Annotated in this window: 21 protein-coding genes, 1 tRNA gene and 1 pseudogene; 12 read left to right on the top strand and 11 right to left on the bottom strand. The window is 69.1% G+C overall.

Going from position 1 to position 24,671, the window contains the following annotated elements; translation table 11 throughout:
• Positions 1-21: 21 nt before the first annotated feature.
• Entirely contained in the window at positions 22-156 is a 135-nt protein-coding gene (locus AB0G32_RS05140) for a hypothetical protein (RefSeq protein WP_361158314.1), read from the top strand.
• Between the two features lie 265 nt (positions 157-421).
• A complete protein-coding gene (locus tag AB0G32_RS05135; protein ID WP_361158312.1) occupies positions 422-1,288 on the top strand; it encodes a transposase in 867 nt (288 codons plus the stop codon).
• A 526-nt stretch (positions 1,289-1,814) separates the two neighbouring features.
• On the opposite strand, the gene AB0G32_RS05130 is transcribed toward AB0G32_RS05135, so the two are convergent.
• Positions 1,815-2,381: a Uma2 family endonuclease gene (locus AB0G32_RS05130; RefSeq protein ID WP_361158309.1), complete on the bottom strand. Its 567-nt coding sequence runs from the start codon at positions 2,379-2,381 to the stop codon at positions 1,815-1,817.
• Between the two features lie 585 nt (positions 2,382-2,966).
• Entirely contained in the window at positions 2,967-7,211 is a 4,245-nt protein-coding gene (locus AB0G32_RS05125) for a bifunctional nitrate reductase/sulfite reductase flavoprotein subunit alpha (RefSeq protein ID WP_361158306.1), read from the bottom strand.
• 266 nt (positions 7,212-7,477) lie between these two features.
• Between AB0G32_RS05125 and AB0G32_RS05120 the strand changes: the two genes are divergently transcribed.
• A complete protein-coding gene (locus AB0G32_RS05120; RefSeq protein WP_361158304.1) occupies positions 7,478-7,660 on the top strand; it encodes a hypothetical protein in 183 nt (60 codons plus the stop codon).
• Here AB0G32_RS05120 and AB0G32_RS05115 read toward each other — a convergent pair.
• Together AB0G32_RS05115 and AB0G32_RS05110 are read right to left on the bottom strand one after the other, a co-directional pair.
• Positions 7,623-8,312, bottom strand: a complete 690-nt coding sequence (locus AB0G32_RS05115; RefSeq protein WP_361158301.1) for an isochorismatase family cysteine hydrolase — start codon at positions 8,310-8,312, stop codon at positions 7,623-7,625. The two genes, AB0G32_RS05120 and AB0G32_RS05115, sit on opposite strands and share 38 nt — an antisense overlap.
• A gap of 926 nt (positions 8,313-9,238) precedes the next feature.
• Positions 9,239-9,312 (bottom strand) — tRNA-Gly (locus AB0G32_RS05110).
• Between the two features lie 260 nt (positions 9,313-9,572).
• On the opposite strand from AB0G32_RS05110, the gene AB0G32_RS05105 reads away from it, so the two are divergent.
• The 3 genes from AB0G32_RS05105 to AB0G32_RS05095 all read left to right on the top strand — a co-directional run bounded on the left by AB0G32_RS05105 (position 9,573) and on the right by AB0G32_RS05095 (position 10,972).
• Positions 9,573-9,773, top strand: coding sequence for a hypothetical protein (locus AB0G32_RS05105; RefSeq protein WP_361158299.1), 201 nt, complete (start codon positions 9,573-9,575; stop codon positions 9,771-9,773).
• An 85-nt stretch (positions 9,774-9,858) separates the two neighbouring features.
• Entirely contained in the window at positions 9,859-10,434 is a 576-nt protein-coding gene (gene dcd / locus AB0G32_RS05100) for a dCTP deaminase (protein ID WP_361158297.1), read from the top strand.
• Positions 10,435-10,462: 28 nt separating this feature from the next.
• The gene (locus AB0G32_RS05095) at positions 10,463-10,972 is read left to right on the top strand and encodes a phosphoribosyltransferase (protein ID WP_361158295.1); all 510 of its coding nucleotides are present in this window, start codon (positions 10,463-10,465) and stop codon (positions 10,970-10,972) included.
• A 623-nt stretch (positions 10,973-11,595) separates the two neighbouring features.
• Here AB0G32_RS05095 and AB0G32_RS05090 read toward each other — a convergent pair.
• On the bottom strand, positions 11,596-12,387 hold the full coding sequence (locus AB0G32_RS05090) for an HAD family phosphatase (RefSeq protein WP_361158292.1): 792 nt from the start codon (positions 12,385-12,387) through the stop codon (positions 11,596-11,598).
• Positions 12,388-12,925: 538 nt separating this feature from the next.
• Here AB0G32_RS05090 and AB0G32_RS05085 point away from each other — a divergent pair.
• Complete coding sequence (locus AB0G32_RS05085; protein ID WP_361158289.1) at positions 12,926-13,594, top strand: ScbR family autoregulator-binding transcription factor; 669 nt, start codon at positions 12,926-12,928, stop codon at positions 13,592-13,594.
• A gap of 208 nt (positions 13,595-13,802) precedes the next feature.
• Here AB0G32_RS05085 and AB0G32_RS05080 read toward each other — a convergent pair.
• The 5 genes and pseudogenes from AB0G32_RS05080 to AB0G32_RS05060 all read right to left on the bottom strand — a co-directional run.
• Positions 13,803-13,883, bottom strand: a pseudogene (locus tag AB0G32_RS05080) (hypothetical protein); the annotation flags it as partial.
• Positions 13,884-14,096: 213 nt separating this feature from the next.
• The gene (locus AB0G32_RS05075) at positions 14,097-15,065 is read right to left on the bottom strand and encodes a Yip1 family protein (protein ID WP_361158286.1); all 969 of its coding nucleotides are present in this window, start codon (positions 15,063-15,065) and stop codon (positions 14,097-14,099) included.
• Positions 15,066-15,208: 143 nt separating this feature from the next.
• A complete protein-coding gene (locus AB0G32_RS05070) occupies positions 15,209-16,681 on the bottom strand; it encodes an FG-GAP and VCBS repeat-containing protein (protein ID WP_361158284.1) in 1,473 nt (490 codons plus the stop codon).
• 174 nt (positions 16,682-16,855) lie between these two features.
• On the bottom strand, positions 16,856-17,104 hold the full coding sequence (locus AB0G32_RS05065) for a winged helix-turn-helix domain-containing protein (protein ID WP_361158281.1): 249 nt from the start codon (positions 17,102-17,104) through the stop codon (positions 16,856-16,858).
• A complete protein-coding gene (locus AB0G32_RS05060) occupies positions 17,101-17,352 on the bottom strand; it encodes a winged helix-turn-helix domain-containing protein (RefSeq protein ID WP_361158278.1) in 252 nt (83 codons plus the stop codon). The genes AB0G32_RS05065 and AB0G32_RS05060 overlap by 4 nt, the downstream gene beginning before the upstream one ends.
• Positions 17,353-17,510: 158 nt before the next feature.
• On the opposite strand from AB0G32_RS05060, the gene AB0G32_RS05055 reads away from it, so the two are divergent.
• Positions 17,511-17,795 (top strand): hypothetical protein, encoded by a 285-nt coding sequence (locus AB0G32_RS05055; protein ID WP_361158276.1) that lies wholly within the window; start codon positions 17,511-17,513, stop codon positions 17,793-17,795.
• A gap of 26 nt (positions 17,796-17,821) precedes the next feature.
• Here the strand turns inward: AB0G32_RS05055 and AB0G32_RS05050 are convergent, their stop codons facing one another.
• Positions 17,822-20,104, bottom strand: coding sequence for a heterodisulfide reductase-related iron-sulfur binding cluster (locus AB0G32_RS05050; RefSeq protein ID WP_361158273.1), 2,283 nt, complete (start codon positions 20,102-20,104; stop codon positions 17,822-17,824).
• A gap of 286 nt (positions 20,105-20,390) precedes the next feature.
• On the opposite strand from AB0G32_RS05050, the gene dnaK reads away from it, so the two are divergent.
• Genes dnaK through AB0G32_RS05030 form a run of 4 tightly spaced genes read left to right on the top strand, consistent with a single transcriptional unit; the run spans position 20,391 to position 24,591 of the window.
• Complete coding sequence (gene dnaK, locus AB0G32_RS05045; RefSeq protein WP_361158271.1) at positions 20,391-22,247, top strand: molecular chaperone DnaK; 1,857 nt, start codon at positions 20,391-20,393, stop codon at positions 22,245-22,247.
• A complete protein-coding gene (gene grpE / locus AB0G32_RS05040) occupies positions 22,244-22,915 on the top strand; it encodes a nucleotide exchange factor GrpE (protein ID WP_361158268.1) in 672 nt (223 codons plus the stop codon). Before dnaK ends, grpE begins: the two co-directional genes overlap by 4 nt.
• A gap of 33 nt (positions 22,916-22,948) precedes the next feature.
• The gene (dnaJ, locus tag AB0G32_RS05035; protein ID WP_361158265.1) at positions 22,949-24,136 is read left to right on the top strand and encodes a molecular chaperone DnaJ; all 1,188 of its coding nucleotides are present in this window, start codon (positions 22,949-22,951) and stop codon (positions 24,134-24,136) included.
• A gap of 5 nt (positions 24,137-24,141) precedes the next feature.
• Positions 24,142-24,591, top strand: a complete 450-nt coding sequence (locus AB0G32_RS05030) for a helix-turn-helix domain-containing protein (protein WP_361158262.1) — start codon at positions 24,142-24,144, stop codon at positions 24,589-24,591.
• Positions 24,592-24,671 lie beyond the last annotated feature (80 nt).

The raw sequence follows: 24,671 nt of genomic DNA, 5'->3' as shown, positions 1-24,671 counted from the left end.
CGCCGCCTGCTCGGCCATGCGATGGGAACCCGCCGCGACGCCGGCCTGGTCGTCGCCATCGCGACCTGGATCACCGACTTCTACAACACGCGTCGGCTGCACGGCGTGTGCGGCTGGAAGAGCCCGATCGACTACGAACACGACCACTTAGCTTGACTCCGTCGGGGATCTTGGAGTTCCTTGGTGCGGCAGCGTGATCAACGGGCATGCTCGGATGGTTCCGCCGACCGAAGCAGTTGCCGAGGTGCCCCAAGTCCCTGCTCTGACCGCGCAGATCGCGCGGGCGAGCAACCCGGGCGGTACGACGGCGATATGGGTACGCGATCGCCTCGACGGGCTGTGGTGCGACGAGGACTTTGCCGACTGGTACCCGCGGGATGGGCGCCCGGGGCTCTCGCCTGCTCAACAGGCCACCGTCTGTGTGCTGCAGTTTCTGCTCGGCCTGTCGGACCGGCAGGCCGCTGAGGCGGTCCGCTGTCGCATCGACTTCAGGTACGCCATGGCGATGGAACTGGACGATCCCGGGTTCCACCACAGCGTGCTGGCCGGCTTCCGCGACCGTCTCGCCGAAGGCGACCGTGCTGACCGCCTCCTCGACCTCGCGCTGGCCCGCCTCAAGGAGGCCGGCCTGGTCCGCGAGCACACCACGCAGCGCACCGACTCCACCCACGTCCTGGCCGCGGTGCGCAACCCGACCCGCCTGGAGCTGGTCACCGAGGCGGTCCGCGCCGCACTCGAAGAAGTCGCCGGAATGTCCCCTCACCCGCTGGACGAACTGGCCGATGAGGAGTGGGGCCGCCGCTACGGCCGGCCGGTCCGCCTGGGCAAGAACCCCACCAAGCCCACGACCAGGATCCTGGCCACCGGCAACGATGCCGTCCGGCTACTGGAACACCTCTACCGGCACGGAACGGGCCGCACGTGGGGCCCTCGCGTCCAGGCAGGCCGGCTGCGCTGGCGCACCGCCGGGAAGGAAGGCGGAGCCGGGCTGCCGCCCTCGTCCCGGGCAGCCGTCTCGCCCTACGACACCTCGGCCCGCTACGCACGGCACGGCCACATCCCCCACCTGGAACAAGCCGCCCGCGAACACCAGGTCACCGTCTCCGGACCACTGCGGAGCAACCCCACCCGCCAACACCGGCAGAACGAGGGCTTCGCCCGGGACGACTTCCACATCGACTACGACCGTCAGCAGGTCACGTGCCCCCAGGGGCAGGTCAGTGCGGGCTGGCACGGCCCCTACCCGACCTCCTCGCCCACCGCGGCCCCGCTGATCATGGCCCGGTGAGTTCACCCACGGACACGGCACGCGGCGCTGCCGCTACCTGCCACCGACCGAAGAAGCACCCACGTCCCGCCGACCGACTGCCTTCCAGCACTACCTTGACCAGCGCGAGATACCCCGGCCGAAGTCCTGGCGAACCCTGGGAACCTGACCGGCATCTCCAAGATCCCCGACAGAGTCAAGCTCAGGGCACGCGGCCGCCAAATTGGTCTAGACAGCAAGCAAGGTCCAGGTCAATGACCTGGGCCTTCATCATGGAGCGGGTGACGAGAGTCGAACTCGCGCTCTCAGCTTGGGAAGCGACGGCGCTTGGGTGATGGCCTTCACGCTGACCTGCGGATACGCGCTCAACAATGATGGTGTGCGTCGTCGGTACGTGCTCCTGTTGACCGTAGTTGTCCGCTCCGAAGGGCACTCCGGGACTCTGCTCACCTCAGGGAGCCTCGGTTGCGTTTGCTCATGGTCCGCAGGAGTCTGCTGGGCGTACCGCTACAGGCTGAGCAGCCCCTCCGTCTGCCCTGCGACCGGTTCAGATCTGGCCGAGATCGATCTCCGCTGCGAAGGGGGCGGTGATCTTCAGGGTGCCGGCGAACACGTCCCCTTCGCGGTACACCCTCGTCGCGGGATCGAGCAGGTACGTATACACCAGCGGTGTGCCCGTCGCGGCCTGCTCGATCCGCCAGTAGAAGCCGATCCCGGCCTTGGCGTACTGGTCCACCTTCACGATCCGGTCGGTGGTCTCCGAGCCCGGCGACACCACCTCGGCCACGAGCAGTACGTGCTCCGGACGGGTGGGCGTGATGTCGATCGTGTCCGCACGGTAGACGATGACGTCGGGGCGGCGATTGGTCAGCGGGACGTCCTGAAGTCGAACGTCGAAATCCGTGTCGGCGTTCCAGTCGGGGCCGGCTGCGGCGTCCAGGGCGTTCGCCAGGAGCCGGGCCAGCCGATTGTGACGCTTGGAGGCGCTAGGGCTCACGACGACCATTCCGTCCACGATCTCGATGCCGGCGCACTGCTCCTCGGACCACGACTCGTACTCCGCGGCCGTGATCTGCTGGTGCATCCACGCCGGGGCCACCATCTCGGCAGTCATGACACGCCTCCCGGACACTGTGCGGCGGGCCCGATCCCGCTGCGCTCAGCGTACCGACTCCCACGCGCCGCCACCGTCCGGAAAGCGAGAGCTGCGGCGACCGGCGGACCGCCCGCCGAGCCTTCTGGCACAGATCTGGCACGCGACGACTGACAACCGTAGACAGCAAACAGGCCCGGGTCGATGACCTGGGCCTTCGTCATGGAGCGGGTGACGAGAATCGAACTCGCGCTCTCAGCTTGGGAAGCGACGGCGCTTGCGTGGCCGAATGGCTTCTGATCTGGGCATATATTTCCTGGCGTGGCGCCCGGCGGTGCAGGATCGCACCGCTGTTGACCGTGGTTGACCGGTCTTACGGGCACGCTAAGGGCACGCCGTCCGATCGGAGTCGCCGCGCTGTCTGTCCTGGCGGGAGGGCGGACCAGTCACCCGCCCCGCTGCCCGTGCAAGCCCGCGTTATAGAGCCAGGGGCTTGGACAGCAGTACAGACTCCTGGTCCAAGCCCTCCAGTACCAGGTGGGGAATTGCCGTCAGCGCGGTCCAGCGCGAGATCGCGACGACGCGCGGTATCCGGGTGTGCGGTGATCAGTACACGTCGCGGACGTAGCGTTTGTCCGAGGCCAGGCGCCTGACGTACGCGGCGGCTTCGTCGGTGTTCATGCTGCCGTGGGTGGCGGCGATGTCCTTGAGGGCTTGGTCGACGTCTTTGGCCATGCGGCCTGCGTCGCCGCAGACGTAGAAGTGGGCGCCGTCCTGGAGCCACTGCCACAGGCGGGGGCCGTGTTCACGCATCCGGTCCTGGACGTAGATCTTGTTGCGCTGGTCGCGGGAGAAGGCGAGGTCGAGGCGGTCGAGGTGGCCGGATGCCTGGTATGCCTCCAGGTCCTGGCGGTAGTAGAAGTCGGTGGACTGGCGTTGTTCGCCGAAGAAGAGCCAGTTGGGGCCGGTGTGGCCGCGGGCTTGGCGGTCTTCGAGGAAGCCGACGAAGGGGGCCACGCCGGTCCCGGGGCCGACCATGATCATGGGGGTGGCGGGGTCGGCGGGTGGGCGGAAGTGTGGCGAGCGCTGGACGAAGACCTGGACCGGGCCGTCGTCGGAGTGGTCGGCGAGGTAGGTGGAGCACACGCCCTTGCGGTCGCGACCCAGTTCGTTGGTGTAGCGGACGACGGAGACGGTGAGGCGGACTTCGTCGGGGTGGGCGAGCGGGCTGGAGGAGATGGAGTACAGGCGGGGCTGGAGACGCTTGAGGACTCCGGTCCACTCCGACGCCGAGGCGCGGACGGGGAATTCGGCGATGACGTCGGCGGCCTGGCGGCCCCAGCTCCACTTCGCGAGGGCGTCCTTGTTGTCCGTGCGCAGGAGGCGCTTAAGGTCGTGGCTGCCGGTGCGGTCCGCGGTGAACTTGAGCAGATCGGTGCTGATGCGGGCGATGTCGAGCCGGGTGCGCAGGGCTTCTTCGAGGGGCAGGGGCGCGCCGTCGCCGAGGTCGGTGGGCTCGTCGGGGTCGAGTCCGGTGAGGGCGAGCCATTCGGCGACGAGCGGGGCGCCGTTGGCCGGCCAGATGCCGAGGGCGTCACCGGCGTCGTAGGCGAGTTCGCCGTCGCGGGTGTCGAAGGCGAACTGTCGGACCTCCTTCTGGGAGCCGGGCAGGCTCAGCAGCCTGTTGCCGACGAGGAGGGTGGCGAACGGTGATGCCTTCGTGAAGCCCGCCGGTGTGGGAGCCGGGAGTGGGGCGGTGACGGCAGGGGTGGGGGCGACGGCGTTTTCGGGGGCCGCGGTCTCGGCCGCACCCGCCGGCGCAGGTTGCCGGTCGTCGGCTGTGGCCAGGGCGGTGACGATCTGGTTGAGCCACCGCTCGGTGGTTTCCTCGAAGTCGGGTTCGCAGTCGGTGCGGGGGACGAGGCGGGTGGCGCCGAGGGCGCTGAAGCGTTCGTCGAGGCGGCGGCCGTGGCCGCAGAAGTCGTCGTAGTTGGAGTCGCCGAACGCGAGGACCGCGTACCGAATTCCCTCCGGCAGCGCAGCGCCCGGGGCAGACAGTGTCTGCCAGAAGTCGGCTCCGTTGTCGGGGGCGTCGCCGTCGCCGAAGGTGCTGGTGACGAGGAGTACGTCGGCGTCGGAGGTCAGCTGTGCCGGGGACGCGTCCGCCATGGACAGCAGTTCGGGGGTGCGGCCTGCCGCGTGGGTGAGGTGGGCGACCGCGTCGGCGGCGAACTGCTCGGCGTTGCCGGTCTGGGAGGCCCACAGGATGACCAGGCGGCGGGTCGGTACGGCCGGGCCGGCCGGGGCGCCGGCCTGCGCGGGCACGAGGGCGGGCGCGTTGGCGGTGGGTGCGGCGGTGCGGGAGAACATGCCGGCGAGGACGCCGTCGACCCACAGGGCGCGCCCCGGGTCGAAGGGCGCGCCCGGAGGCAGGACGGGGACGCGTCCGTCGGACGGGGTCGCGGCGAGACCGGAGAGGAAGCCGGACAGGTAGCGGCGCTCCGGCTCGGCCAGCGGCGCGGTGGCGAGGTCGGTGATGCCGAACAGTGCGGCGAGCGCGTTGACGGGGGCTTCGGCGGAGGTTGCTCCGGCCAGTGCGGGCACGGCGGCGGGATTCACGGGTGCGGTCTGCGGCTGGGTGCTCGGGCGGGTCGCCGGTACGGGCGCGGCCGTCTTGGCGAGGGTGACGGCGCAGACCTTGAACTCGGGCTGGAAGGAGATCGGGTCGACGGCGTCGTTGGTGACGGCGTTGATGCTGAGGTATTCGCCGAACAGGTCGTTCCAGTGGAAGGGGGCGAAGCAGTCGCCCGGCCGGACCCGGTCGGTGACCACGACGGGCAGTACGGCCCGGCCGCGGCGGGAGGCGACCTCCAGGTGATCGCCCTCGACGATGCCCAGAGTCTTGGCGTCCTCGGGGTGGATTTCCACGAACGGGCCGGGGTTGAGCTTGTTGAGTTTGGCGACCTTGCCGGTCTTGGTCAGCGTGTGCCACTGGTGCTGTAGGCGGCCGGTGTTGAGGACGAACGGGTAGTCGTCGTCGGGGAGCTCGGCCGCCGGCAGGTGCGGGCGGCCGAAGAACTGGGCGCGTCCGCTCGCGGTCGGGAAAGCCAGGCGGGGGCGGGTACCGTCCTCAAGTTCCAGGAGGGTCTGGCTGACGCCGTCGTTGAGGTAGCGGATCGGGTTGCGGTCCGGGCCGTCGGCGGACGGTACCGGCCACTGGACGGGCGTGGTGCGCAGCCGCTCGTAGCTCACGCCGCGCAGGTCCCAGCCGGTCTTCGGGTTCCACGCCTGCTTGAGTTCCTCGAACACCTCCTCGGCGGAGGCGTAAGTGAACCCGTCCGCGAAGCCCATCGCGCAGGCCACCCGGGCGATCAGCTGCCAGTCGGGCAGCGCCTGTCCGGGCGGGTCGACGACGCCCTGTACGAGGGTGAGGTTCCGCTCGGAGTTGATCATGATGCCGTCGGACTCCGCCCACAGCGTGGCGGGCAGGACGACATCGGCGTACGCGTTGGACTCGGTCCCGGCGAACACGTCCTGGGTGATGACGAGTTCGGCTGCCTCCAGGCCGGCGATGACGGTCTTGCGGTTGGCGACCGAGGCGACCGGATTGGTGCAGATGATCCAGCACGCCTTGATGTCACCGGCGGCCAGCTGCTCGAACATCTCGACCGTACCGCGCCCGACCTCGGTGCGAAGGGAGCCGGTGGGGATGTTCCACAGGTTCTCGATGAAGGTGCGCTCGGCCTCGACGAGGACGGAGCGCTGGCCGGGCAGGCCGGGGCCCATGTAGCCCATCTCGCGTCCGCCCATGGCGTTGGGCTGGCCGGTGAGGGAGAAGGGGCCGGAGCCCGGTCGGCAGAGGGCGCCGGTGGCGAGGTGCAGGTTGACCAGGGCGTTGGTGTTCCAGGTGCCGTGGGTGGACTGGTTGAGGCCCATGGTCCAGCAGCTCATCCACTCGCCGGCCTCGCCGATCCACCGCGCGGCCTGGCGGATGTCCGCCTCGGGGATACCGGTGATCTCCGCGACCTTCTCGGGCGGGTAGTCCGTGAGGAAGGCGGGCATTGCCTCCCAGCCCTCGGTGAACTCGGCGATGAACGCCTCGTCGGTGTGGCCGTTCGCGACCAGCAGGTGCAGCAGGCCGTTGAGGAGGGCGAGGTCGGTGCCGGGCTTGATCTGGAGGAAGAGGTCGGCCTTGTCGGCGGTGGCGTTGCGGCGCGGGTCGACGACGATCAGTTTGGCGCCGGTCGACTTGATGCGGTCCATCATGCGCAGGAACAGGATCGGGTGGCAGTCGGCCATGTTGGCGCCGATGACGAAGAAGGCGTCCGCGTGGTCGAAGTCCTGGTAGGAGCCGGGCGGGCCGTCCGCGCCCAGCGACAGCTTGTAGCCGGTGCCCGCGGACGCCATGCACAGGCGGGAGTTGGACTCGATCTGGTTGGTGCGCACAAAGCCCTTGGCGAGCTTGTTCGCCAGGTACTGCGCCTCCAGGGACATCTGTCCGGAGACGTAGAAGGACAGGGCGTCGGGCCCGTGCTCGTCCAAAAGCGCCTTCAGCTTGCCCGCGACCGCCGTGATGGCTTCGTCCACGTCCGTCTCGGTCGGCTCGGCGCCCCGCTCGGCGCGTACGAGCGCTTTCCCGACTCGTCCGGGGGCGGCCATCATGTCCGCGCTCGTCGCCCCCTTGGTGCACAGGCGGCCGAAGTTGGTGGGATGCGCCTTGTCCCCGGAGGTTCTCGCCGCCCGGCGCCGGCCGTCGACAGGGTCCCGCGCGATGTCGAGCACGATCCCGCAGCCGACTCCGCAGTACGAACAGACCGTACGGACACTGTCCTTCTCCGAGCCTGCTGGCACCGAACCTCCACCGCGCCGCGTGCGTACCTTCCCGAGCCGGCCTGCCTCACCTGCGGCACGCGGCCCCACGATCAACACCGTAGGAAGACCGGGTTTCCACCCCGTCACGCTCTGGGAGCGTCCGGGATTACGCCTCACGCACACGCCCCGGCTCCCATGTGTGAGGCCGTGGATCACCTCGCAGGGGCAGCCTCTCGCACGAGGGCGCCTCACACCACGGGTCCGGCCTCCGTGTGCAGCCACCGCCCGTGGGAGCGCCACCTGCTGTGGCCACAGTCGATTTCGGCGGCATCGGCATGCTGCCGGCCGCGGCGCCGACGATCTACCACGCCTTCCCGGCCTGGGGGCAGGTCACCGGCGGCAGTGCCATCACCAGCGCCACGCTCGCCGCGTTCCCGCTGAACCTGTTCTTCAATGACACGCCCAGCCTGCCTGGACCGGTTCGGTGAGCAGTCCTTCGAGAGCGTCGGCCTCGATGAGGTGGACGCCGATGCCCGCCAGCTCCGTGAGCGCGGAGTCCGTGACCTGTGAGACCGCGTCCCGCACCAGCGCGACGCGGAAGTCCCGTTCCGACGCTTGGACGATGCTCGCCCGCGGGCAGTTCGGCAGGTTGCACCCCGCGAACACCAGCGTGTCGACCCCGAGTTCACGCAGCAGATCTTCCAGGCACGTGCGGTAGAACGCGCCCCAGCGCGGTTTGAATACCGCGTGGTCGTACGGCCCCAGCCGCTGCGGTCGGCCCGACAGGAGCAGCTCCGGATCCAGGGCGGGCGCCCCCTCGGGAACAATGCCGTCGGCCGGCTGACTGCCCGGCGAGCCCGGAGCGGCGATCCGCACCCCCGACTTCAGCAGCCGCCGCCGTACCAGGTCGGCGTTGCCTCCGCCCTCCTCGTACAGGCGCACGACGTGCACGACCGGCCTTCCTGCGGCGCGGAAGGCGGACACGGTCCGCCGCAGCGCGGGCAGGATCTCCGTGGTGCCCGGTACTCCGTAGGGGGCTTCGGAGAGGAAATCTTGCTGCACGTCGATCGTGATCAGGGCGGATGTCGCGAAGTGCGGTGCGGTGCAGGGGTCCTGGAGACCAGGCTCTGACGTCGTCATCTGCTGCTGTACCTGCCGTGTCCTCATGGCTGTCCGGGGGCAGGACGCGGGTGGGCCGCGGCGGGATCACCACCGGCTGCTACAGGCCCCGCCAGCGAGCGCGCGGGCATGATTGCCCCGGTTCCCGGCAGGCGTCCGAGGACACCACAGTAAGCGCTTCCAGAGTGGCGGCACGGCTTGATGACCAAGAGCGCGGGGCCGATGGCCGCAATCGGCAGAGTTGCGCTGTGCCCGCCTGAGCCGCCGGACACGCCTGCGCACGGTGGGCTGGATCGTGGTGCCAGGCATGGTGGGGCTACGGGTCGATGTCGCCGCGCCGGTCCTCGGCGAGGTATTCGATGCCGCAGGTAGGAAGCGTGCGACCGAGTCGGCTTGCGACGACCTCAACCCTCCAGCCGCCAGCGAGCCATCGTCGGTGAGGAAGACCTGGGTGTCACGGCCTGAGAAGTCCCGTGAGATCTGAACCTGCCCGTGTCGTTCCAGCTGCAGTGCCATGGTCTTGGCCTCGGCAACGGGCAGCCCTTCCGTCTCGACGTACGTCGAGACGTCAGCGGCCACTCCTGATTTGTCGGTGACATCAAGGAGCGTAATGAGCGCCACTGACAACGAGGCCTTCGTAGAGAGCGGGCAGCGATGAGGGGTGCTGGTGGGCCGAGAGGGTCGACACTGTGGGTGAAGATTTGTAGGCGACCCTTGTGAACTGCAATTTTGCGGACGCTGCTTCGCACACCGCTCGCCAGTTGGTAGTGCAGGTCACACTAGATGGGTCTCACAATTCGAGAAGGTCGGCGACCTGGATCGCTGGAGTGGCGCCCGGGTGACCCCGGAGGGGGTGCTGCACCTGCACTAGGGCACGCGAAGGGCACGCCGCCGGAATTGGACTAGACAACAAACAACCCCCAAGCCAATGACCTGGGGGTTCGAAATGGAGCGGGTGACGAGAATCGAACTCGCGCTCTCAGCTTGGGAAGCTGATGTTCTACCATTAAACTACACCCGCGTAAGCGTCACGGAGTTGGTTGGAACCGGCGTCCGGATGCTCGCTCACTCTACCTCATGCCAGGCTCCCGGTGTTCGCGCCGTGGGGCCCGGTCGTCGTTCCGGGGTGTTTTCGAGGGGGTGGGACGGGGCTGCGGGGGGTGGGAGTTGGGGCGTACGGTGGCGGTGCTGGAGAGGGGCCGGGCGGGGCGGAGTGCCGCCTGGAGAGTCGTTCCTTTCATCCCGTACTGTGGCTTTTGTCGTCGATGTCGTCAGGTAGACATGATCAGACGCGGCTCTTGGGGAAGGGACTTGAAGGACTTGATGGAGCGCACCGTCGTCCGCTGTGCCGATGGGCACGTGTTCAGCACCTCTTCGTTCCCGATGCAGCAGGCCGAGCGGCTCGGTCCCGGGCGGCTCGTCCGGTGTCCGAGGTGTGCGCGGCTGCGCAGCGTCGTGCCGGTGAGCTACCAGAAGCGGTAGCGGACGTAGCGGACGAAAGCAGCAGCGCGCGGCGCGTGGGGTGGCCGATTGCGGTCGCTTCGCGCGCCTTGCGTATCCTCGGGGCGTGCTTCTCTCAGACAAGGACATCCGGGCCGAGATCGACGCCGGGCGGGTACGGATCGACCCCTACGACGATTCGATGGTGCAGCCGTCCAGTGTTGACGTACGTCTCGACCGGTTCTTCCGGGTGTTCGAGAATCACCGGTATCCCCACATCGACCCGTCGGTCGAGCAGGTGGATCTGACCAGGCTGGTCGAGCCGGACGGGGACGAACCGTTCATCCTGCACCCCGGTGAGTTCGTGCTGGCCAGTACGTACGAGGTCATCTCGCTGCCCGACGACCTCGCCTCGCGGCTGGAGGGGAAGTCCTCGCTCGGCCGGCTCGGGCTGGTCACGCACTCCACCGCCGGGTTCATCGACCCGGGGTTCTCCGGGCACGTGACGCTGGAGCTGAGCAATCTCGCCACGCTGCCGATCAAGCTGTGGCCCGGCATGAAGATCGGGCAGCTGTGCATGTTCCGGCTCAGTTCGCCGGCCGAGTACCCGTACGGGAGTGAGCGGTACGGGTCGCGTTATCAAGGACAGCGGGGGCCGACCGCCTCCCGCTCCTTCCTCAATTTTCATCGGACCCAGGTGTGAGCGCGGACAAAGGTATGAGTGCGAAGGTATGAGTGACGTTCGGGAGAATCTCAGTTACGAGCAGTTCGGTGTCGCCGTCCGGGAGCTCGCGCAGGCCGTGGCGGACGACGGGTTCGAGCCGGACGTCGTGCTGTCCATCGCCCGGGGCGGGGTGTTCGTGGCGGGCGGGCTGGCGTACGCGCTCGACTGCAAGAACATCCATCTGGTGAATGTGGAGTTCTACACGGGGGTGGGGACGACACTGGAGATGCCGGTCATGCTGGCGCCGGTCCCCAACGCGATCGACTTCTCCGACAAGAAGGTGCTGATCGCCGACGACGTGGCCGACACCGGCAAGACGTTGAAGCTGGTGCGCGACTTCTGCCTGGACACCGTCGCCGAGGTGCGCAGTGCGGTGATCTACGAGAAGACCCAGTCGCTGGTGAAGTGCGAGTACGTGTGGAAGCGGACCGATGAGTGGATCAATTTTCCCTGGAGCGTCTTGCCTCCAGTGCATGGGTCGGGGGAGGCGGCCAAGGCGAACAGGGAGGCGCTCTAGGGTGCTTGAGGGGCGGCACTGATTCGGGCGCACCCTTGGTTGTCAGTGCTGACCGATAGGCCTCTGCCGTGCGGTTCCGGTCCGTCCTGAGCTTCGGCCCTGAGAGCCGAGGGCCTTGCCAGAAGTGGTGAGTCGGACGATGGCGGGTAGCAGAACGGGCCCGGCCGTTGGGTAGTCGGCCGGATCCGCTTAGCGACTCCACGCGGTAGCCCGGACCCTGGCGGCAACCAGGGCCGGGCTCGGGCTCTTCGGGTGGAGCCAGCCTTCGAGGCTGAGCCCCTTCGCCGTGCGCAGCGGCTAGGCATGCACGTGTGCCTGCGTGCACAACCCGACTGGAGCTCCACGGCCTGGGCCGTTCCTGTCCGGGGAAGACCACGGCTTGGCGGTCCTCAGTTCGGTGATCACTGGCCTCGCCGCAGCCCACCGCTCACCCGGCTGCCATCCCGTCCGCTCGGCTCTGCCAGGGGCGACGGTGGACGGGAAGAAGCCCCCGCGCACGCCATCTGCCCTGACCCGTGCGCGCGTTCCACGGAGATCGACTCGTGTACACCGGCGATCTCCTCTTCGGCTGACTGCCGCAAGCGGTCCCCTGCCGGAGACGACTTGCAGTTGCGGGACATCTCTCAGGACGGGTCGTGGTGTTCGTGACCGTGAGCCTGCTCTTCGCCCATTGGCGAGGTGGGCCGGTCCCACGCCCGTCCCAACACCTCCTCGCAGTCCAGAGCCCTGACCCAGGCGTCGGCGTGCCCGGTGTCCCCGCCGTCCGGAAGCGGGCCCACGCCGAGCACACGCAGGCCGGCCCGCCACGCCGACTCGACCCCGGTGAGGGAGTCCTCGACGGCCAGTGCGGCTCCCGGGAGGACACCGCACAGGCGTGCCGCCGTGGCGTACACATCGGGCCACGGCTTGGGCCGTACCACGGTCTCCGCCGGCTCGCGGTCCGCCACCGGCTGCGGCCCGGCCGGCTCCCCGGGCGGCCCCGTGGGCACGACGACGTGGCGGAAGTGCCGCCGCAGTCCGGCGCGGCCGAGGCTCTCCTCGACCACCTCCAGCGGGCAGTTGCTGGCCACGGCCAGGGGCAGCCGCCCGGACAGCAGACGTACGAACTCGGAGGCGCCCGGCATCGTCAGAGGGTCGTCCGCCACAAGGGACAGGAAGTGTCCGAGCAGCGCGGCGGCCAGGTCCGCGGCCAGGTCGGGCTTGTTCGTCTCCTCGGCCATCAGGCGGCCGCAGTCCATGTAGTGCACGCCTTTGGCGCGCTCGGCGAACCCTGGCGGCGGCAGCAGCCCGAACTCGCGGAAGGCGCGGCCACGCGCGTCCTGCCAATGGCGTTCCGTGTCCATCAGCGTGCCGTCGCAGTCGAAGACGACGGCCTCGGGTGACCAGTTCGAGAGGGCGTGAAGCGTCGGCGTCATGGTGGTCTCCTGTGGGGCAGAAGGGCGGTCGCGTGCGTAGTGAGACCGCGATGTGAGGTGATGCGGGCCTTCGATGACGGGCCCCCGGGGAAAGTGAGTGTTCTTCCGGCGGTTCCAGCGGGAAGACGGCTCGAATTCCATGTGGCCGGCCGCAAAGAGAAAACATTGCAACGACTACGATATTTGCGGCCGGGAAGGCGATGCAATCACCACTTCGAGTACTCGACCGGCAGGAGATCGCGGTGTAAGCGGCTGTCGAGAAACGTTTCGACTACGTGCCTGATGTGGCGTCAGGAAGGCTTTGCACGGGACGAGTTGCGACCAGTTCCTGCGACAAGGACGAAATTCTCAGCGGGTGGCGGTGTTTCGAACGGTCGGCCAGGTGCGGCACCCGCGAAGCCAATTTCCACTCTTGGGTGTTCAAAATCGAAAGAAATGCGCAATCATCGTGCGAGGCTGCCGGTTCATTGCCTCAGGCGTACGCGGGCGCACTACATTTGATCGTTCATGATGAGGCCGAGCTGAGGTGTACGGAATCTTGCAGGACCGGGCCAGAGCAACCCGCAGATCACTTCTGGAGGCAGCCGCCTGCCTCTTCGCCCAGCAGGGTTACGCGGGCACCAGCGTCAACGACATAAGCGCCCGCTCCGGACGGACCAGCGGGTCCATCTACTTCCACTACGCGAGCAAGGAAGGCATCGCGCTGGCTGTCGTCCACGACGGCTTCGCGACCTGGCCGAGCCTCGTCACGCGCTACGAAGACCAAAGCGTGCCGCCATTGGAGCGGCTCATCGCGCTGAGTCATGAGATCGCCCGGGCTCTCGCCGAGGACTCCCTGACGCGCGCGGGTGCCCGTCTGTGGGCAGAGCGTCACGCTATAAACGTGCAGCTCCCCGACCCCTTCGTGCTGTGGACGACCGCGGCCACCCGTCTGCTGGCCCAGGCCCATGCCGGCGGCCAGCTGGCCGCCGGTGTTCGCCCGGCCCCCACCGCCCGCACCCTGGTCCGGGCCTTTTTCGGATTCTGCACGCTCACGGAGGCGCTGGACGGCCCCCAGGCGGTCAATGGCCGCCTCTCCGACTGGTGGCAGTTGGTGCTGCCATCACTCCAAGGGGGCCCGCGATCCGGTCAGGCCCCGGCGCGGAGGGCAGTCCTCGTCCGTCCGTCCGGCACAAGCCCGTCGGAGCACAAGCCGCTGCGGAGATGAGCTGTCCGCAGCAACCGGCGTCCGCGATCGGACAGTTCCAACGACGGCGGCTTCCGACCCGGCGATCGCCGCGCACACGGCTTCGCACTCTTCGAGCCTGTTGACCGGCTCCCATTCTCCGGTGACAGGCTGGCCGTCTTCCCGTGCAGGATTCGCCGTGGCAGGTCCGGTAGCCGACCAGCCTGGGGTTGGTCAGGCCGTGCTCGACATGGTGGTGGGCCACGTGCTCGGTGCCCGCACGGGGATTGCCCAAGCCCTGTTCCTGCCACCTCGTAGGGATGGTGCGGATGCGGATGCCGGCCAGGATCTCCCGCTGTGCTTCGTGAATCGCCTCGGCCGCCTGCGGGTCGACCTTGATCTGGTCGTCTCTCCGCCATCCGCATGGTGCGGGTGCGCCGCTGTCCTTGCCCCTGCTGGGCCGACTCCAGGTGCTTCTGCTGGTAAGGGGAAGGGGCTCCCGTATCGCGGGAGCCCCTTCGCGTTCAGGTGGTGCGTGGGTCCGTCAGAACGTGCCCAGCTTCACGATCGACAGCAGGGCGACCAGCTGGATCGCGGACGCGCCCAGCGCCTTCGGCCAGGGCAGGTCGTGCGAGCGGCTGACCATCACGGTGAGCAGCGCGCCGGCCGCGACCCAGGTGATCCAGCCGAGGATCTGGACGAACGGCGCGTCGCCGCCCGCGAACATGGCGACGATCAGGCGCGGCGCGTCCGTCAGCGACATGATCAGCATGGAGAGGCCGACCGTGGGCTGCCACGCCCCGTCGCCGCCGAGCTGCCGGGCCAGGGTGTGCGTGACCACGCCGAGGACGAAGGCGGACAGGACCATCGCGACGGCCGTCACCAGGACGATCGGGATGGCGTTCGACAGCGTCGCGTTGATCGCGTCCTCGCGCGCGCCGTCGAAGCCGAACACCGCGATCAGGCCGTAGACGAAGGTCACGATCAGGGCGGGGCCCCACATCGTGTAGTCCCGCATCTGGAGGAACGTCTGGTTGGGGGCGGTGACGACGCCCTTCAGCAGGTCCTTCCAGTGCAGGCGGGGGCCGACCGGGCCGGGCGGCGGGGTGGCCGAACCGGCGCGGTAGGTGTCGCCCTGGGTGTACGGGTCCTCGCCGACCGAGAAGGCCTGGGTGTGGCCGGGGTTGTTGGCGGCGTACGGGTCGTGCGGCGCGGCGCCGGGCGGGCCGCCCCGCGGGTAGCCGGCGTCGTCGCCGAAGTATTCCGGCTCGCCGTGCCCGCCGTGCCCGCCGTGCCCGCCGGGCGCCTGGCCGCCGTAGCCGCCGCCGTTCGGCTGCGGCCACTGCCCGCCGCCGGCGCCGCCGGTGTACGGCGGCTGCGGTGGGTACGGCTGCGGCGCCGGGGGATAGCCGTACGGCTGTCCCTGCGGCGTCTGCTGCCCGTGCGGGGGGTGTTGCGGTCGCGTCTGAGGAGCGCCGTTGTCCCGGCCGCGTCCGATCCTGAATCCAGCCACGCTTCCGAACGTACCTGGTCCCGCTGAGTGACGTGCCGGGCCCGGGCTTCAGGGCCCGGCTTTGCGGCCGAGCTGTGACATCCCTTACGGGATCGGACCGTATCCCCTAGGGGGCGGCCCGTCGGCCGTCCGTCAGCCGCCCGTCAGTCCGCGAAGTTGGAACCGAAGTACGGCGTTCCCGTCGTCGAGACGCCGGAGGTGCTCGGCGAGATGGTGCGGGAGCCGGACGTGATGATCTTCGTGCCGTTGGACGGCAGGTAGGTCAGTGCGCCGTTGCCGGCGTTCTCGTCCGAGCCGACGACGAGGTCGGCGCGGCCGTCGCCGGTGACGTCGTCGAGCTTGAGGTCGACGCCGAAGAAGTCGTCGCTCTCGCTCGCGCCGGGGACGCCCGCGGTGTCCTGGGAGAAGGACTGGGTGCCGGAGGCGGTGTTCAGGCCCGCGGCGGTGCCGTAGAGGACGGTGACCGTGCCGGTGTTGACGGCGCTGCCGATGTTCTCGCCGGCCACGCCGATGGCCAGGTCCAGGAAGCCGTCGGCGTTGATGTCGCCGAGGTCGAGTTCGTAGCCGAAGAAGTCGTTGCCCTCGGCGGTGCCGGGGACGTTGCCGGTGTTCTGGGTGATGCCGGTGGCGGCACCGGGGCCGGCCGCCGCGCCGTACGTCACCCAGACCTTGCCGCCGTTGGCGGAGTCGGGGACCGTGGTGCCGTCCTCGGTCTTCGTGTTCCAGTAGGCGCCGCTGACGATGTCGCCGTAGCCGTCGGCGTCGATGTCGCCGATCGCGGTGATGACGCCGGGCTTGAGGGGCTGCGCGGCGGACGCCGTCAGGCCGGTCGCGGAGCCGGGGAGGTAGAAGTTGCGGTTCCAGCCGTACTCGGTGGCCGTCTCGTAGCCGTCGACGACGAGGTCGGTGCGGTGGTCGCCGTTGATGTCGCCGGTGGTGAGGTTGAGCGGGCCCATCGCCTCCGTGCTGAGGATCGGGGGCTTGACGGTGTACTTTCCGCCGGGCTTGCCGGTGCTGCTGATGCCGCCCTTGAGGACGTACACGGTGGCGTTGTCGCTGCCGACGGCCAGGTCGGCCTTGCCGTCGCCGTCGAAGTCGCCGGCCGCGAGGTTCTTGCCCCAGTAGTCGTGCGCGGAGGCGGCCGGGTCGGCGACGGCGGCGCCCTTGCCGGTGATGCCGGACTTCGAGCCCCACAGGATGGTGACGCTGCCGCCGTCCTTGTCGTTGCCGACGTCCTCGCCGGGGGAGCCGACGGCGACGTCGTCGTAGCCGTCGCCGTTGAAGTCGGCGTAGGCGCTCTCCGCGCCGAACATGTCGCCCGTCTCGGCGCCGCCGGGGGTGCCGGTGGTGTTCTGGCTGATGGTGTGGCGCTTGGCGGACGAGACGCCGGTGGCCGTGCCGTAGAGGACGACGAACTGGCCGGCGCCCTGCTTGCCGGCGACGTAGGAGCTGCTGGCGGAGAAGGCGACGTCGCCGCGGCCGTCGCCGTTGAAGTCGGCCCCCGGGACGACGGTGGCGTCGGCGGCGGTGGCCGTCACGGCGACGGCACTGAGCAGCCCGCCGGTCAGCGCGGCGGCGGTGGCGGTCGCGAGGGCGAGGCGCAGAGGTCTGTGCATACGGGGTCTCCTGCGGCATGCGAATGCCTGACGGCATCGCGTCGGTTGAGTGCCGGTTGCGGTGTGTTCGCCGGGAGTTGGGGGCGGGGTCACTGCACGTTCGGCGATCAGGAGACTGCTGGCGGGGAGTGAGGGTTGTACGCGTGTTCGGACCGGCCTTGGCGGGCCGGGCGGCTACGCCGGGTCGTCCGGGCGCCGGATGACGAAGGAGCCGAGGCCCACCTCGGCGCGGATGAGGCCCTCCGCCTTGAGGTGGCTCAGGGCCTTCTGCGCCGTCGAGGCGGCGATGCCGAACTCGGCGGACAGTTCGACGACCGAGGGGACGCGGGCGCCCACGGGGTACTGGCCGTCGGTGATGCGGTCCGCGGTCGCGGCGGCGACCTGACGCCAGATGGGCCAGGTGCGGTCGAGGTCGGGGCTCACTCGGTGGGTGTCCCGTCCGAGCGCCGGGCGACGAAGGACCCCAGGCCGGGTTCGGTGTAGGTCAGCCCTTCCTCACGCAGTGCGCGCAGTACCTTGTGGGCCGTCGCGTTGGCGATGCCGAACTCCGCGGTGAGCTGGACGACCGAGGGCACTCGTGTGCGTGGGGTGTAGGTGCCGTCCGCGATCCGGCCACGGATGATTTCCGCGACCTGGCGCCAGCGCGGGATGTCGGGGGCGAACTCCATCATGCCAGCCATCATGCGTATCCCTGTACATCCGTGCGATTCACGGAACCCCTAGCATGCCTGTAATGCCTCCGCTACGGTGAGGCACATGAAGCCCCCGCGACGGGTGGAGCCGTCCGGGGGCGTGGCCACCAACTGCCCACTCACACGGAGCTGATGACATGACCGACCATATCCGCCTGCTGCCCTGCTCCGCCGCAGCCGAAGGCGGCAAGCCGGCCTACCTCATCACCGACCGGCACGGCGGGACCGTCTCCCGGATCGCGGACGTCACCGAATCCGTCCAGTTGGAGATGGGGGAGCGGCTGCTCGTCCACGCGCGCGGGATGCTGCCCAGTGCTCCGGACGGGGAGCTGCGGTATCTCGCCGTGCGGCTGGCCGAGTCCCTTCAGGAGGTCCTCCGGGTCGCCGAAAGCCGAGGGGAACGGCTGAGCCCGCTCGACTGAGCGGGCTCAACAGCTGGCCGGAGGCGTTACTTCACCGGCTCCGGCTCCGGCGCGTTCTCGTTCTCCGCCTCGCCCGCCGGGTCCACCGGCGTCCGCACGGAGTCCAGCAGCAGCTGGGCGACGTCGACCACCTGGATCGACTCCTTCGCCTGGCCGTCGTTCTTCTTGCCGTTGACCGAGTCGGTCAGCATGACGAGGCAGAACGGGCAGGCCGTGGAGACGATGTCCGGGTTGACGGAGAGGGCCTCGTCGACGCGCTCGTTGTTGATGCGCTTGCCGATCCGCTCCTCCATCCACATCCGCGCACCACCGGCACCGCAGCAGAAGCCGCGCTCCTTGTGCCGGTGCATCTCCTCGTTGCGGACGCCCGGGACGGCCGCGATGATCTCGCGCGGCGGCGTGTAGATCTTGTTGTGCCGGCCCAGATAGCAGGGGTCGTGGTAAGTGATGATGCCCTCGACCGGCGTGACCGGGACCAGCTTGCCCTCGTCCACCAGGTGCTGGAGCAGCTGGGTGTGGTGGATGACCTCGTAGTCGCCGCCGAGCTGCGGGTACTCGTTGCCCAGGGTGTTGAGGCAGTGCGGGCAGGTCGCGACGATCTTCTTCGCCGACTTCGGCTTCGCGGACTCCGGTACGACCTTGCCCTCGTCGTCCATCTCCTCGCCGAAGGCCATGTTCAGCGCGGCGACGTTCTCCATGCCCAGTTCCTGGAACAGCGGCTCGTTGCCCAGCCGCCGCGCCGAGTCGCCGGTGCACTTCTCGTCGCCGCCCATGATGGCGAACTTGACGCCCGCCATGTGGAGGAGTTCCGCGAACGCCTTCGTGGTCTTCTTCGCGCGGTCTTCCAACGCGCCCGCGCAGCCGACCCAGTAGAGGTACTCGACCTCGGTGAGGTCCTCGATGTCCTTGCCGACCACCGGGACCTCGAAGTCGACCTCCTTGGTCCACTCCAGGCGCTGCTTCTTCGCCAGGCCCCAGGGGTTGCCCTTCTTCTCCAGGTTCTTGAGCATCGTGCCCGCCTCGGACGGGAACGACGACTCGATCATCACCTGGTAGCGGCGCATGTCGACGATGTGGTCGACGTGCTCGATGTCCACCGGGCACTGCTCGACGCAGGCGCCGCAGGTGGTGCAGGACCACAGGACGTCCGGGTCGATTACGCCGTTGTCGTCCAACGACCCCACCAGCGGGCGTTCGGCCTCCGCCAGGGCCGCCGCCGGCACGCCCGCCAGCTGCTCCTCGCTCGCCTTCTCCTCGCCCTCCATCGACTTGCCGCCGCCCGCCAGCAGGTACGGCGCCTTGGCGTGCGCGTGGTCGCGCAGGGACATGATCAGCAGCTTCGGGGAGAGCGGCTTGCCGGTGTTCCAGGCCGGGCACTGCGACTGGCAGCGGCCGCACTCGGTGCAGGTGGAGAAGTCGAGGAGGCCCTTCCAGGAGAACTGCTCGACCTGGGAGACACCGAAGACGTCGTCGTCGCCGGGGTCGGTGAAGTCGATCGGCTTGCCGCCCGACGTCATCGGCAGCAGGGCGCCCAGCGAGGTCCCGCCGTCCGCGTTCCGCTTGAAGAAGATGTTCGGGAAGGCCAGGAACCGGTGCCAGGCCACTCCCATGTCGGTCTTCAGGGCGACCGTGATCATCCAGATGAAGGAGGTCGCGATCTTCAGGCCGGCGAAGAAGTAGGTGAGGTTCTGGAGGCTGGCGAGGTCCAGGCCCTCCAGCCAGGACACCACCGGGTACGAGATGAAGAACGACGCCTCGTAGCCGTCCACGTGGTGCTGGGCGCCCTCCAGCGCGTGCAGCGTGAAGATGCAGACGCCGACGATCAGGATGACCGCCTCGACGAAGTACGCCTGGCCGAAGTTGGAGCCGGCGAAGCGGGACTTGCGGCCCGGCTTGCGCGGGTGGCTGAGCTGCCGGATGCCGATCAGGACGAGGATGCCGAGCACGGTCATCGTGCCGATGAACTCGACGAAGACGTTGTACGGCGCCCAGTCGCCCAGGATCGGCAGCAGCCAGTCGGCCTGGAAGAGCTGGCCGATGGCGTTGACGATCGTCAGCAGCAGGGAGAAGAAGCCCACCGCCACGAACCAGTGCGCGACGCCCACGACGCCCCAGCGGTTCATCCGGGTGTGGCCGAGGAACTCCCGGACCACCGTGAGGGTGCGCTGCCCGGGGGCGTCGGTCCGCGTGCCGGCCGGCACCGGCTGGCCCAGTCGCATGTAGGTGACGATCTGCAGGACGGCGCGGGCGAACAGCGCCACGCCGACCACGATCAGGACCAGCGACACGATGATCGCGGCGAGTTGCATTTCGGGGCTCCTCGGGCCTGCGAGGTTTCCAGGGGGGCGGTACAGCTGAGCGAGAGTTACTGAGCGGTAGCTTATGCGGTCTGTATGAGAGTACCCCCCATTCTCCGCCGCACTGTAGTCGGCCGTGTCGTGATCTGTGTCGCTGAGGGAACCCTGACCAACAGCGAGTCGTTGCGCGTAAGGAACGGATAAGAGTTGAGTCCACTCGACTCAGGTCTGTTGACCCGGCGGACTTCGTCGTGCACACTTGAGCCTGTTCCACTCAAGTCAGCTGGAGGAAATCACCATGGCACGTGCGGTCGGCATCGACCTGGGCACGACTAACTCCGTCGTCAGCGTTCTTGAAGGCGGCGAGCCCACCGTCATCACCAACGCAGAGGGCGCCAGGACCACGCCGTCCGTCGTCGCCTTCGCCAAGAACGGCGAAGTCCTCGTCGGCGAGGTGGCCAAGCGCCAGGCGGTCACGAACGTCGACAGGACCATCCGGTCGGTCAAGCGCCACATGGGCACCGACTGGAAGATCAACCTGGACGGCAAGGACTTCAACCCGCAGCAGATCAGCGCCTTCGTGCTGCAGAAGCTGAAGCGGGACGCCGAGGCGTACCTGGGCGAGAAGGTGACCGACGCGGTCATCACCGTCCCGGCGTACTTCAACGACTCGGAGCGGCAGGCGACCAAGGAGGCCGGCGAGATCGCGGGCCTGAACGTCCTGCGCATCGTCAACGAGCCGACCGCCGCCGCGCTGGCGTACGGCCTCGACAAGGACGACCAGACGATCCTGGTCTTCGACCTCGGTGGCGGCACCTTCGACGTGTCGCTGCTGGAGATCGGCGACGGCGTCGTCGAGGTGAAGGCCACCAACGGTGACAACCACCTCGGTGGTGACGACTGGGACCAGCGCGTCGTCGACTACCTGGTCAAGCAGTTCCAGTCCGGTCACGGCGTGGACCTGAGCAAGGACAAGATGGCGCTCCAGCGCCTGCGCGAGGCCGCCGAGAAGGCGAAGATCGAGCTGTCCTCGTCCACCGAGACCTCGATCAACCTGCCCTACATCACGGCCTCCGCCGAGGGCCCGCTGCACCTGGACGAGAAGCTCACCCGGGCCCAGTTCCAGCAGCTGACCGCGGACCTGCTGGAGCGCTGCAAGACGCCGTTCCACAACGTGATCAAGGACGCGGGCATCCAGCTCAGCGAGATCGACCACGTCGTTCTCGTCGGTGGCTCCACCCGGATGCCGGCCGTCGCCGAACTGGTCAGGGAACTGACCGGCGGCAAGGACGCCAACAAGGGCGTCAACCCGGACGAGGTCGTCGCCATCGGCGCCGCGCTCCAGGCCGGTGTGCTGAAGGGTGAGGTCAAGGACGTCCTGCTCCTTGACGTCACGCCGCTGTCCCTCGGTATCGAGACCAAGGGCGGCATCATGACCAAGCTGATCGAGCGGAACACGACGATCCCGACCAAGCGGTCCGAGATCTTCACCACCGCCGAGGACAACCAGCCGTCCGTGCAGATCCAGGTCTACCAGGGCGAGCGCGAGATCGCGGCGTACAACAAGAAGCTCGGGATGTTCGAGCTGACCGGGCTGCCGCCGGCGCCGCGCGGCGTCCCGCAGATCGAGGTCTCCTTCGACATCGACGCCAACGGCATCATGCACGTGACCGCGAAGGACCTGGGCACGGGCAAGGAGCAGAAGATGACCGTCACCGGCGGCTCCTCGCTGCCGAAGGACGAGGTCGACCGGATGCGCCAGGAGGCCGAGCAGTACGCGGAGGAGGACCACCGCCGCCGCGAGGCCGCCGAGACCCGCAACCAGGGCGAGCAGCTCGTCTACCAGACGGAGAAGTTCCTCAAGGACAACGAGGACAAGGTCCCCGGCGAGGTCAAGACCGAGGTGGAGGAGTCGCTCACCGAGCTGAAGGAGAAGCTCAAGGGCGAGGACACCGCCGAGATCCGCACCGCCACCGAGAAGGTCGCCGCCGTCTCGCAGAAGCTCGGCCAGGCCATGTACGCCGACGCCCAGGGCGCGCAGGCGGCCGGCGGCGAGGCCCCGGGCGCCGACGCCGGTGCCGGTCAGGCCAAGGCCGACGACGACGTCGTGGACGCCGAGATCGTCGACGACGAGCGCAAGGACGGTGCCGCGTGACGGAGGAGACCCCGGGTTTTGACGAGAAGCCCGACGTCCCCTCCGGCGCCACCTCCGAAGACGCCGAGCCGAAGGCCGCTCCCCCCTCCTCGGAGGAGGGGGCGGCCCCGGCCGGGGACGCGAGCCAGAACGCGGGCCTGGTGGCCCAGCTGGACCAGGTGCGCACCGCGCTGGGCGAGCGCACCGCGGACCTCCAGCGGCTCCAGGCCGAGTACCAGAACTACCGCCGCCGGGTCGAGCGGGACCGGGTCGCCGTGAAGGAGGTCGCCACCGCGAACCTCCTGACCGAGCTGCTCCCCGTCCTCGACGACATCGGCCGGGCCCGGGAACACGGCGAACTGGTCGGCGGTTTCAAGGGCGTCGGCGAGTCGCTGGAGGCGGTCGCGGCCAAGCTGGGTCTTCAGCAGTTCGGCAAGGAGGGCGAGCCCTTCGACCCGACCATCCACGAGGCCCTGATGCACAGTTACGCGCCGGACGTCACCGAGACGACCTGCGTGGCGATCCTCCAGCCCGGGTACCGGATCGGCGAGCGCACCATCCGCCCCGCGCGGGTGGCCGTCGCCGAGCCCCAGCCCGGGGCGCAGCCGGTCAAGCCGGCCGAGGAGAGCACCGAGCCGACGGCGGACTCCGCCGAGGACAAGGAGAGCGGTGGCCCGGACGAGGGCTGATCGTGCAGTGACGAGAGAGGAGGGACGTCGGGGATGAGCACCAAGGACTTCATCGAGAAGGACTACTACAAGGTCCTCGGCGTCCCCAAGGACGCCACCGACGCCGAGATCAAGAAGGCGTACCGGAAACTCGCCCGCGAGAACCACCCGGACGCCAACAAGGGAAACGTCAAAGCGGAGGAGCGCTTCAAGGAGATCTCCGAGGCGAACGACATCCTCGGCGACACCAAGAAGCGCAAGGAGTACGACGAGGCACGCGCGCTCTTCGGCAACGGGGGCTTCCGCCCCGGGCCGGGCGCGGCCGGCGGCGGCACCTTCAACTTCGACCTGGGCGACCTCTTCGGAGGCGGCGCGCAGGGCGGCGGACAGGGGGCCGGCGGTTTCGGCGGCGGCATCGGTGACGTCTTCGGGGGCCTGTTCAACCGGGGCACCGCGGGCGGCGGCACCCGGACCCAGCCCAGGCGCGGGCAGGACATCGAGTCCGAGGTCACGCTGAGCTTCACCGAGGCCATCGAGGGCGCGACCGTTCCGCTGCGGATGTCCTCGCAGGCGCCCTGCAAGGCGTGTTCGGGCACCGGCGACAAGAACGGCACGCCCCGGGTGTGCCCGACCTGCGTCGGCACCGGCCAGGTGTCCCGGGGCTCGGGCGGCGGGTTCTCGCTGACCGACCCCTGCCCGGACTGCAAGGGCCGCGGTCTGATCGCGGAGCACCCCTGCGACGTCTGCAAGGGCTCCGGACGCGCCAAGTCCTCCCGGACCATGCAGGTCCGCATCCCGGCCGGGGTCTCCGACGGGCAGCGCATCCGGCTGCGCGGCAAGGGCACGCCGGGCGAGCGCGGCGGCCCGGCGGGCGATCTGTACGTGGTGGTGCACGTCAAGGACCACTCCGTCTTCGGCCGCAAGGGCGACAACCTCACCGTCACCGTGCCGGTGACGTACGCGGAGGCGGCGCTCGGCGGCGAGGTCAGGGTGCCGACCCTGGGCGGCCCGCCGGTCACGCTGAAGCTGCCGGCCGGCACGCCCAACGGGCGGACCATGCGGGCCCGCGGCAAGGGCGCGGTCCGCAAGGACGGCACTCGCGGGGATCTGCTGGTCACCGTCGAGGTGAGTGTTCCGAAGGACCTTACGGGGAAGGCTCGTGAGGCACTGGAGGCGTATCGCGAGGCGACCGCGGACGAGGATCCGCGGGCGGAGCTGTTCGAGGCCGCGAAGGGAGCTTGACGGAGATGGACGGTCGTCGGCGCAATCCGTATGAACTGACCGAGGAAACCCCGGTCTACGTCATCTCGGTGGCGGCCCAGCTGTCCGGCCTGCACCCGCAGACCCTGCGTCAGTACGACCGTCTGGGCCTGGTCTCCCCGGACCGCACCGCCGGCCGGGGCCGGCGCTACTCGGCCCGGGACATCGAACTGCTGCGCACCGTGCAGCAGTTGTCGCAGGACGAGGGCATCAACCTGGCCGGCATCAAACGCATCATCGAACTGGAGAACCAGGTCGCGGCGCTCCAGGCCCGGGTGGCCGAGATGGAGTCCGCCCTGGACGGCGCGGCGGCGGCGATGCGCCAGCGCGAGGCCGCGGTGCACGCCTCCTACCGCCGGGACCTGGTCCCGTACCAGGAGGTGCAGCAGACCAGCGCGCTGGTGGTGTGGCGGCCCAAGGGGCGCGCGACGGACTGAGCCGCGGACAGCGGTGCGGGGCCCGGAGGGAACTCCCTCCGGGGCCCGCACCCCAGGGTCGCCCCCGGGGCGGGGGGAGC

Origin of the sequence: Streptomyces sp. NPDC023723, assembly GCF_040639815.1 — a bacterium.
Taxonomy (GTDB): Bacteria; Actinomycetota; Actinomycetes; order Streptomycetales; family Streptomycetaceae; genus Streptomyces.
The sequence above is the reverse complement of the archived record's forward strand: the minus strand, read 5'-3'. Positions and strand labels throughout refer to the sequence as shown.

What these genes read in the sequence shown, in the direction of transcription:
- AB0G32_RS05140 (WP_361158314.1), top strand. Translation starts at nt 22, where the DNA reads ATGGGAACCCGCCGCGACGCCGGCCTGGTCGTCGCCATCGCGACCTGG.
- AB0G32_RS05070 (WP_361158284.1), bottom strand. Translation starts at nt 16,681, where the DNA reads ATGCACAGACCTCTGCGCCTCGCCCTCGCGACCGCCACCGCCGCCGCG.
- AB0G32_RS05060 (WP_361158278.1), bottom strand. Translation starts at nt 17,352, where the DNA reads ATGATGGAGTTCGCCCCCGACATCCCGCGCTGGCGCCAGGTCGCGGAA.
- AB0G32_RS05105 (WP_361158299.1), top strand. Translation starts at nt 9,573, where the DNA reads ATGATCAGACGCGGCTCTTGGGGAAGGGACTTGAAGGACTTGATGGAG.
- AB0G32_RS05050 (WP_361158273.1), bottom strand. Translation starts at nt 20,104, where the DNA reads ATGCAACTCGCCGCGATCATCGTGTCGCTGGTCCTGATCGTGGTCGGC.
- dnaJ (WP_361158265.1), top strand. Translation starts at nt 22,949, where the DNA reads ATGAGCACCAAGGACTTCATCGAGAAGGACTACTACAAGGTCCTCGGC.
- AB0G32_RS05055 (WP_361158276.1), top strand. Translation starts at nt 17,511, where the DNA reads ATGACCGACCATATCCGCCTGCTGCCCTGCTCCGCCGCAGCCGAAGGC.
- AB0G32_RS05130 (WP_361158309.1), bottom strand. Translation starts at nt 2,381, where the DNA reads ATGACTGCCGAGATGGTGGCCCCGGCGTGGATGCACCAGCAGATCACG.
- AB0G32_RS05095 (WP_361158295.1), top strand. Translation starts at nt 10,463, where the DNA reads ATGAGTGACGTTCGGGAGAATCTCAGTTACGAGCAGTTCGGTGTCGCC.
- AB0G32_RS05090 (WP_361158292.1), bottom strand. Translation starts at nt 12,387, where the DNA reads ATGACGCCGACGCTTCACGCCCTCTCGAACTGGTCACCCGAGGCCGTC.
- AB0G32_RS05115 (WP_361158301.1), bottom strand. Translation starts at nt 8,312, where the DNA reads ATGACGACGTCAGAGCCTGGTCTCCAGGACCCCTGCACCGCACCGCAC.
- dnaK (WP_361158271.1), top strand. Translation starts at nt 20,391, where the DNA reads ATGGCACGTGCGGTCGGCATCGACCTGGGCACGACTAACTCCGTCGTC.
- AB0G32_RS05030 (WP_361158262.1), top strand. Translation starts at nt 24,142, where the DNA reads ATGGACGGTCGTCGGCGCAATCCGTATGAACTGACCGAGGAAACCCCG.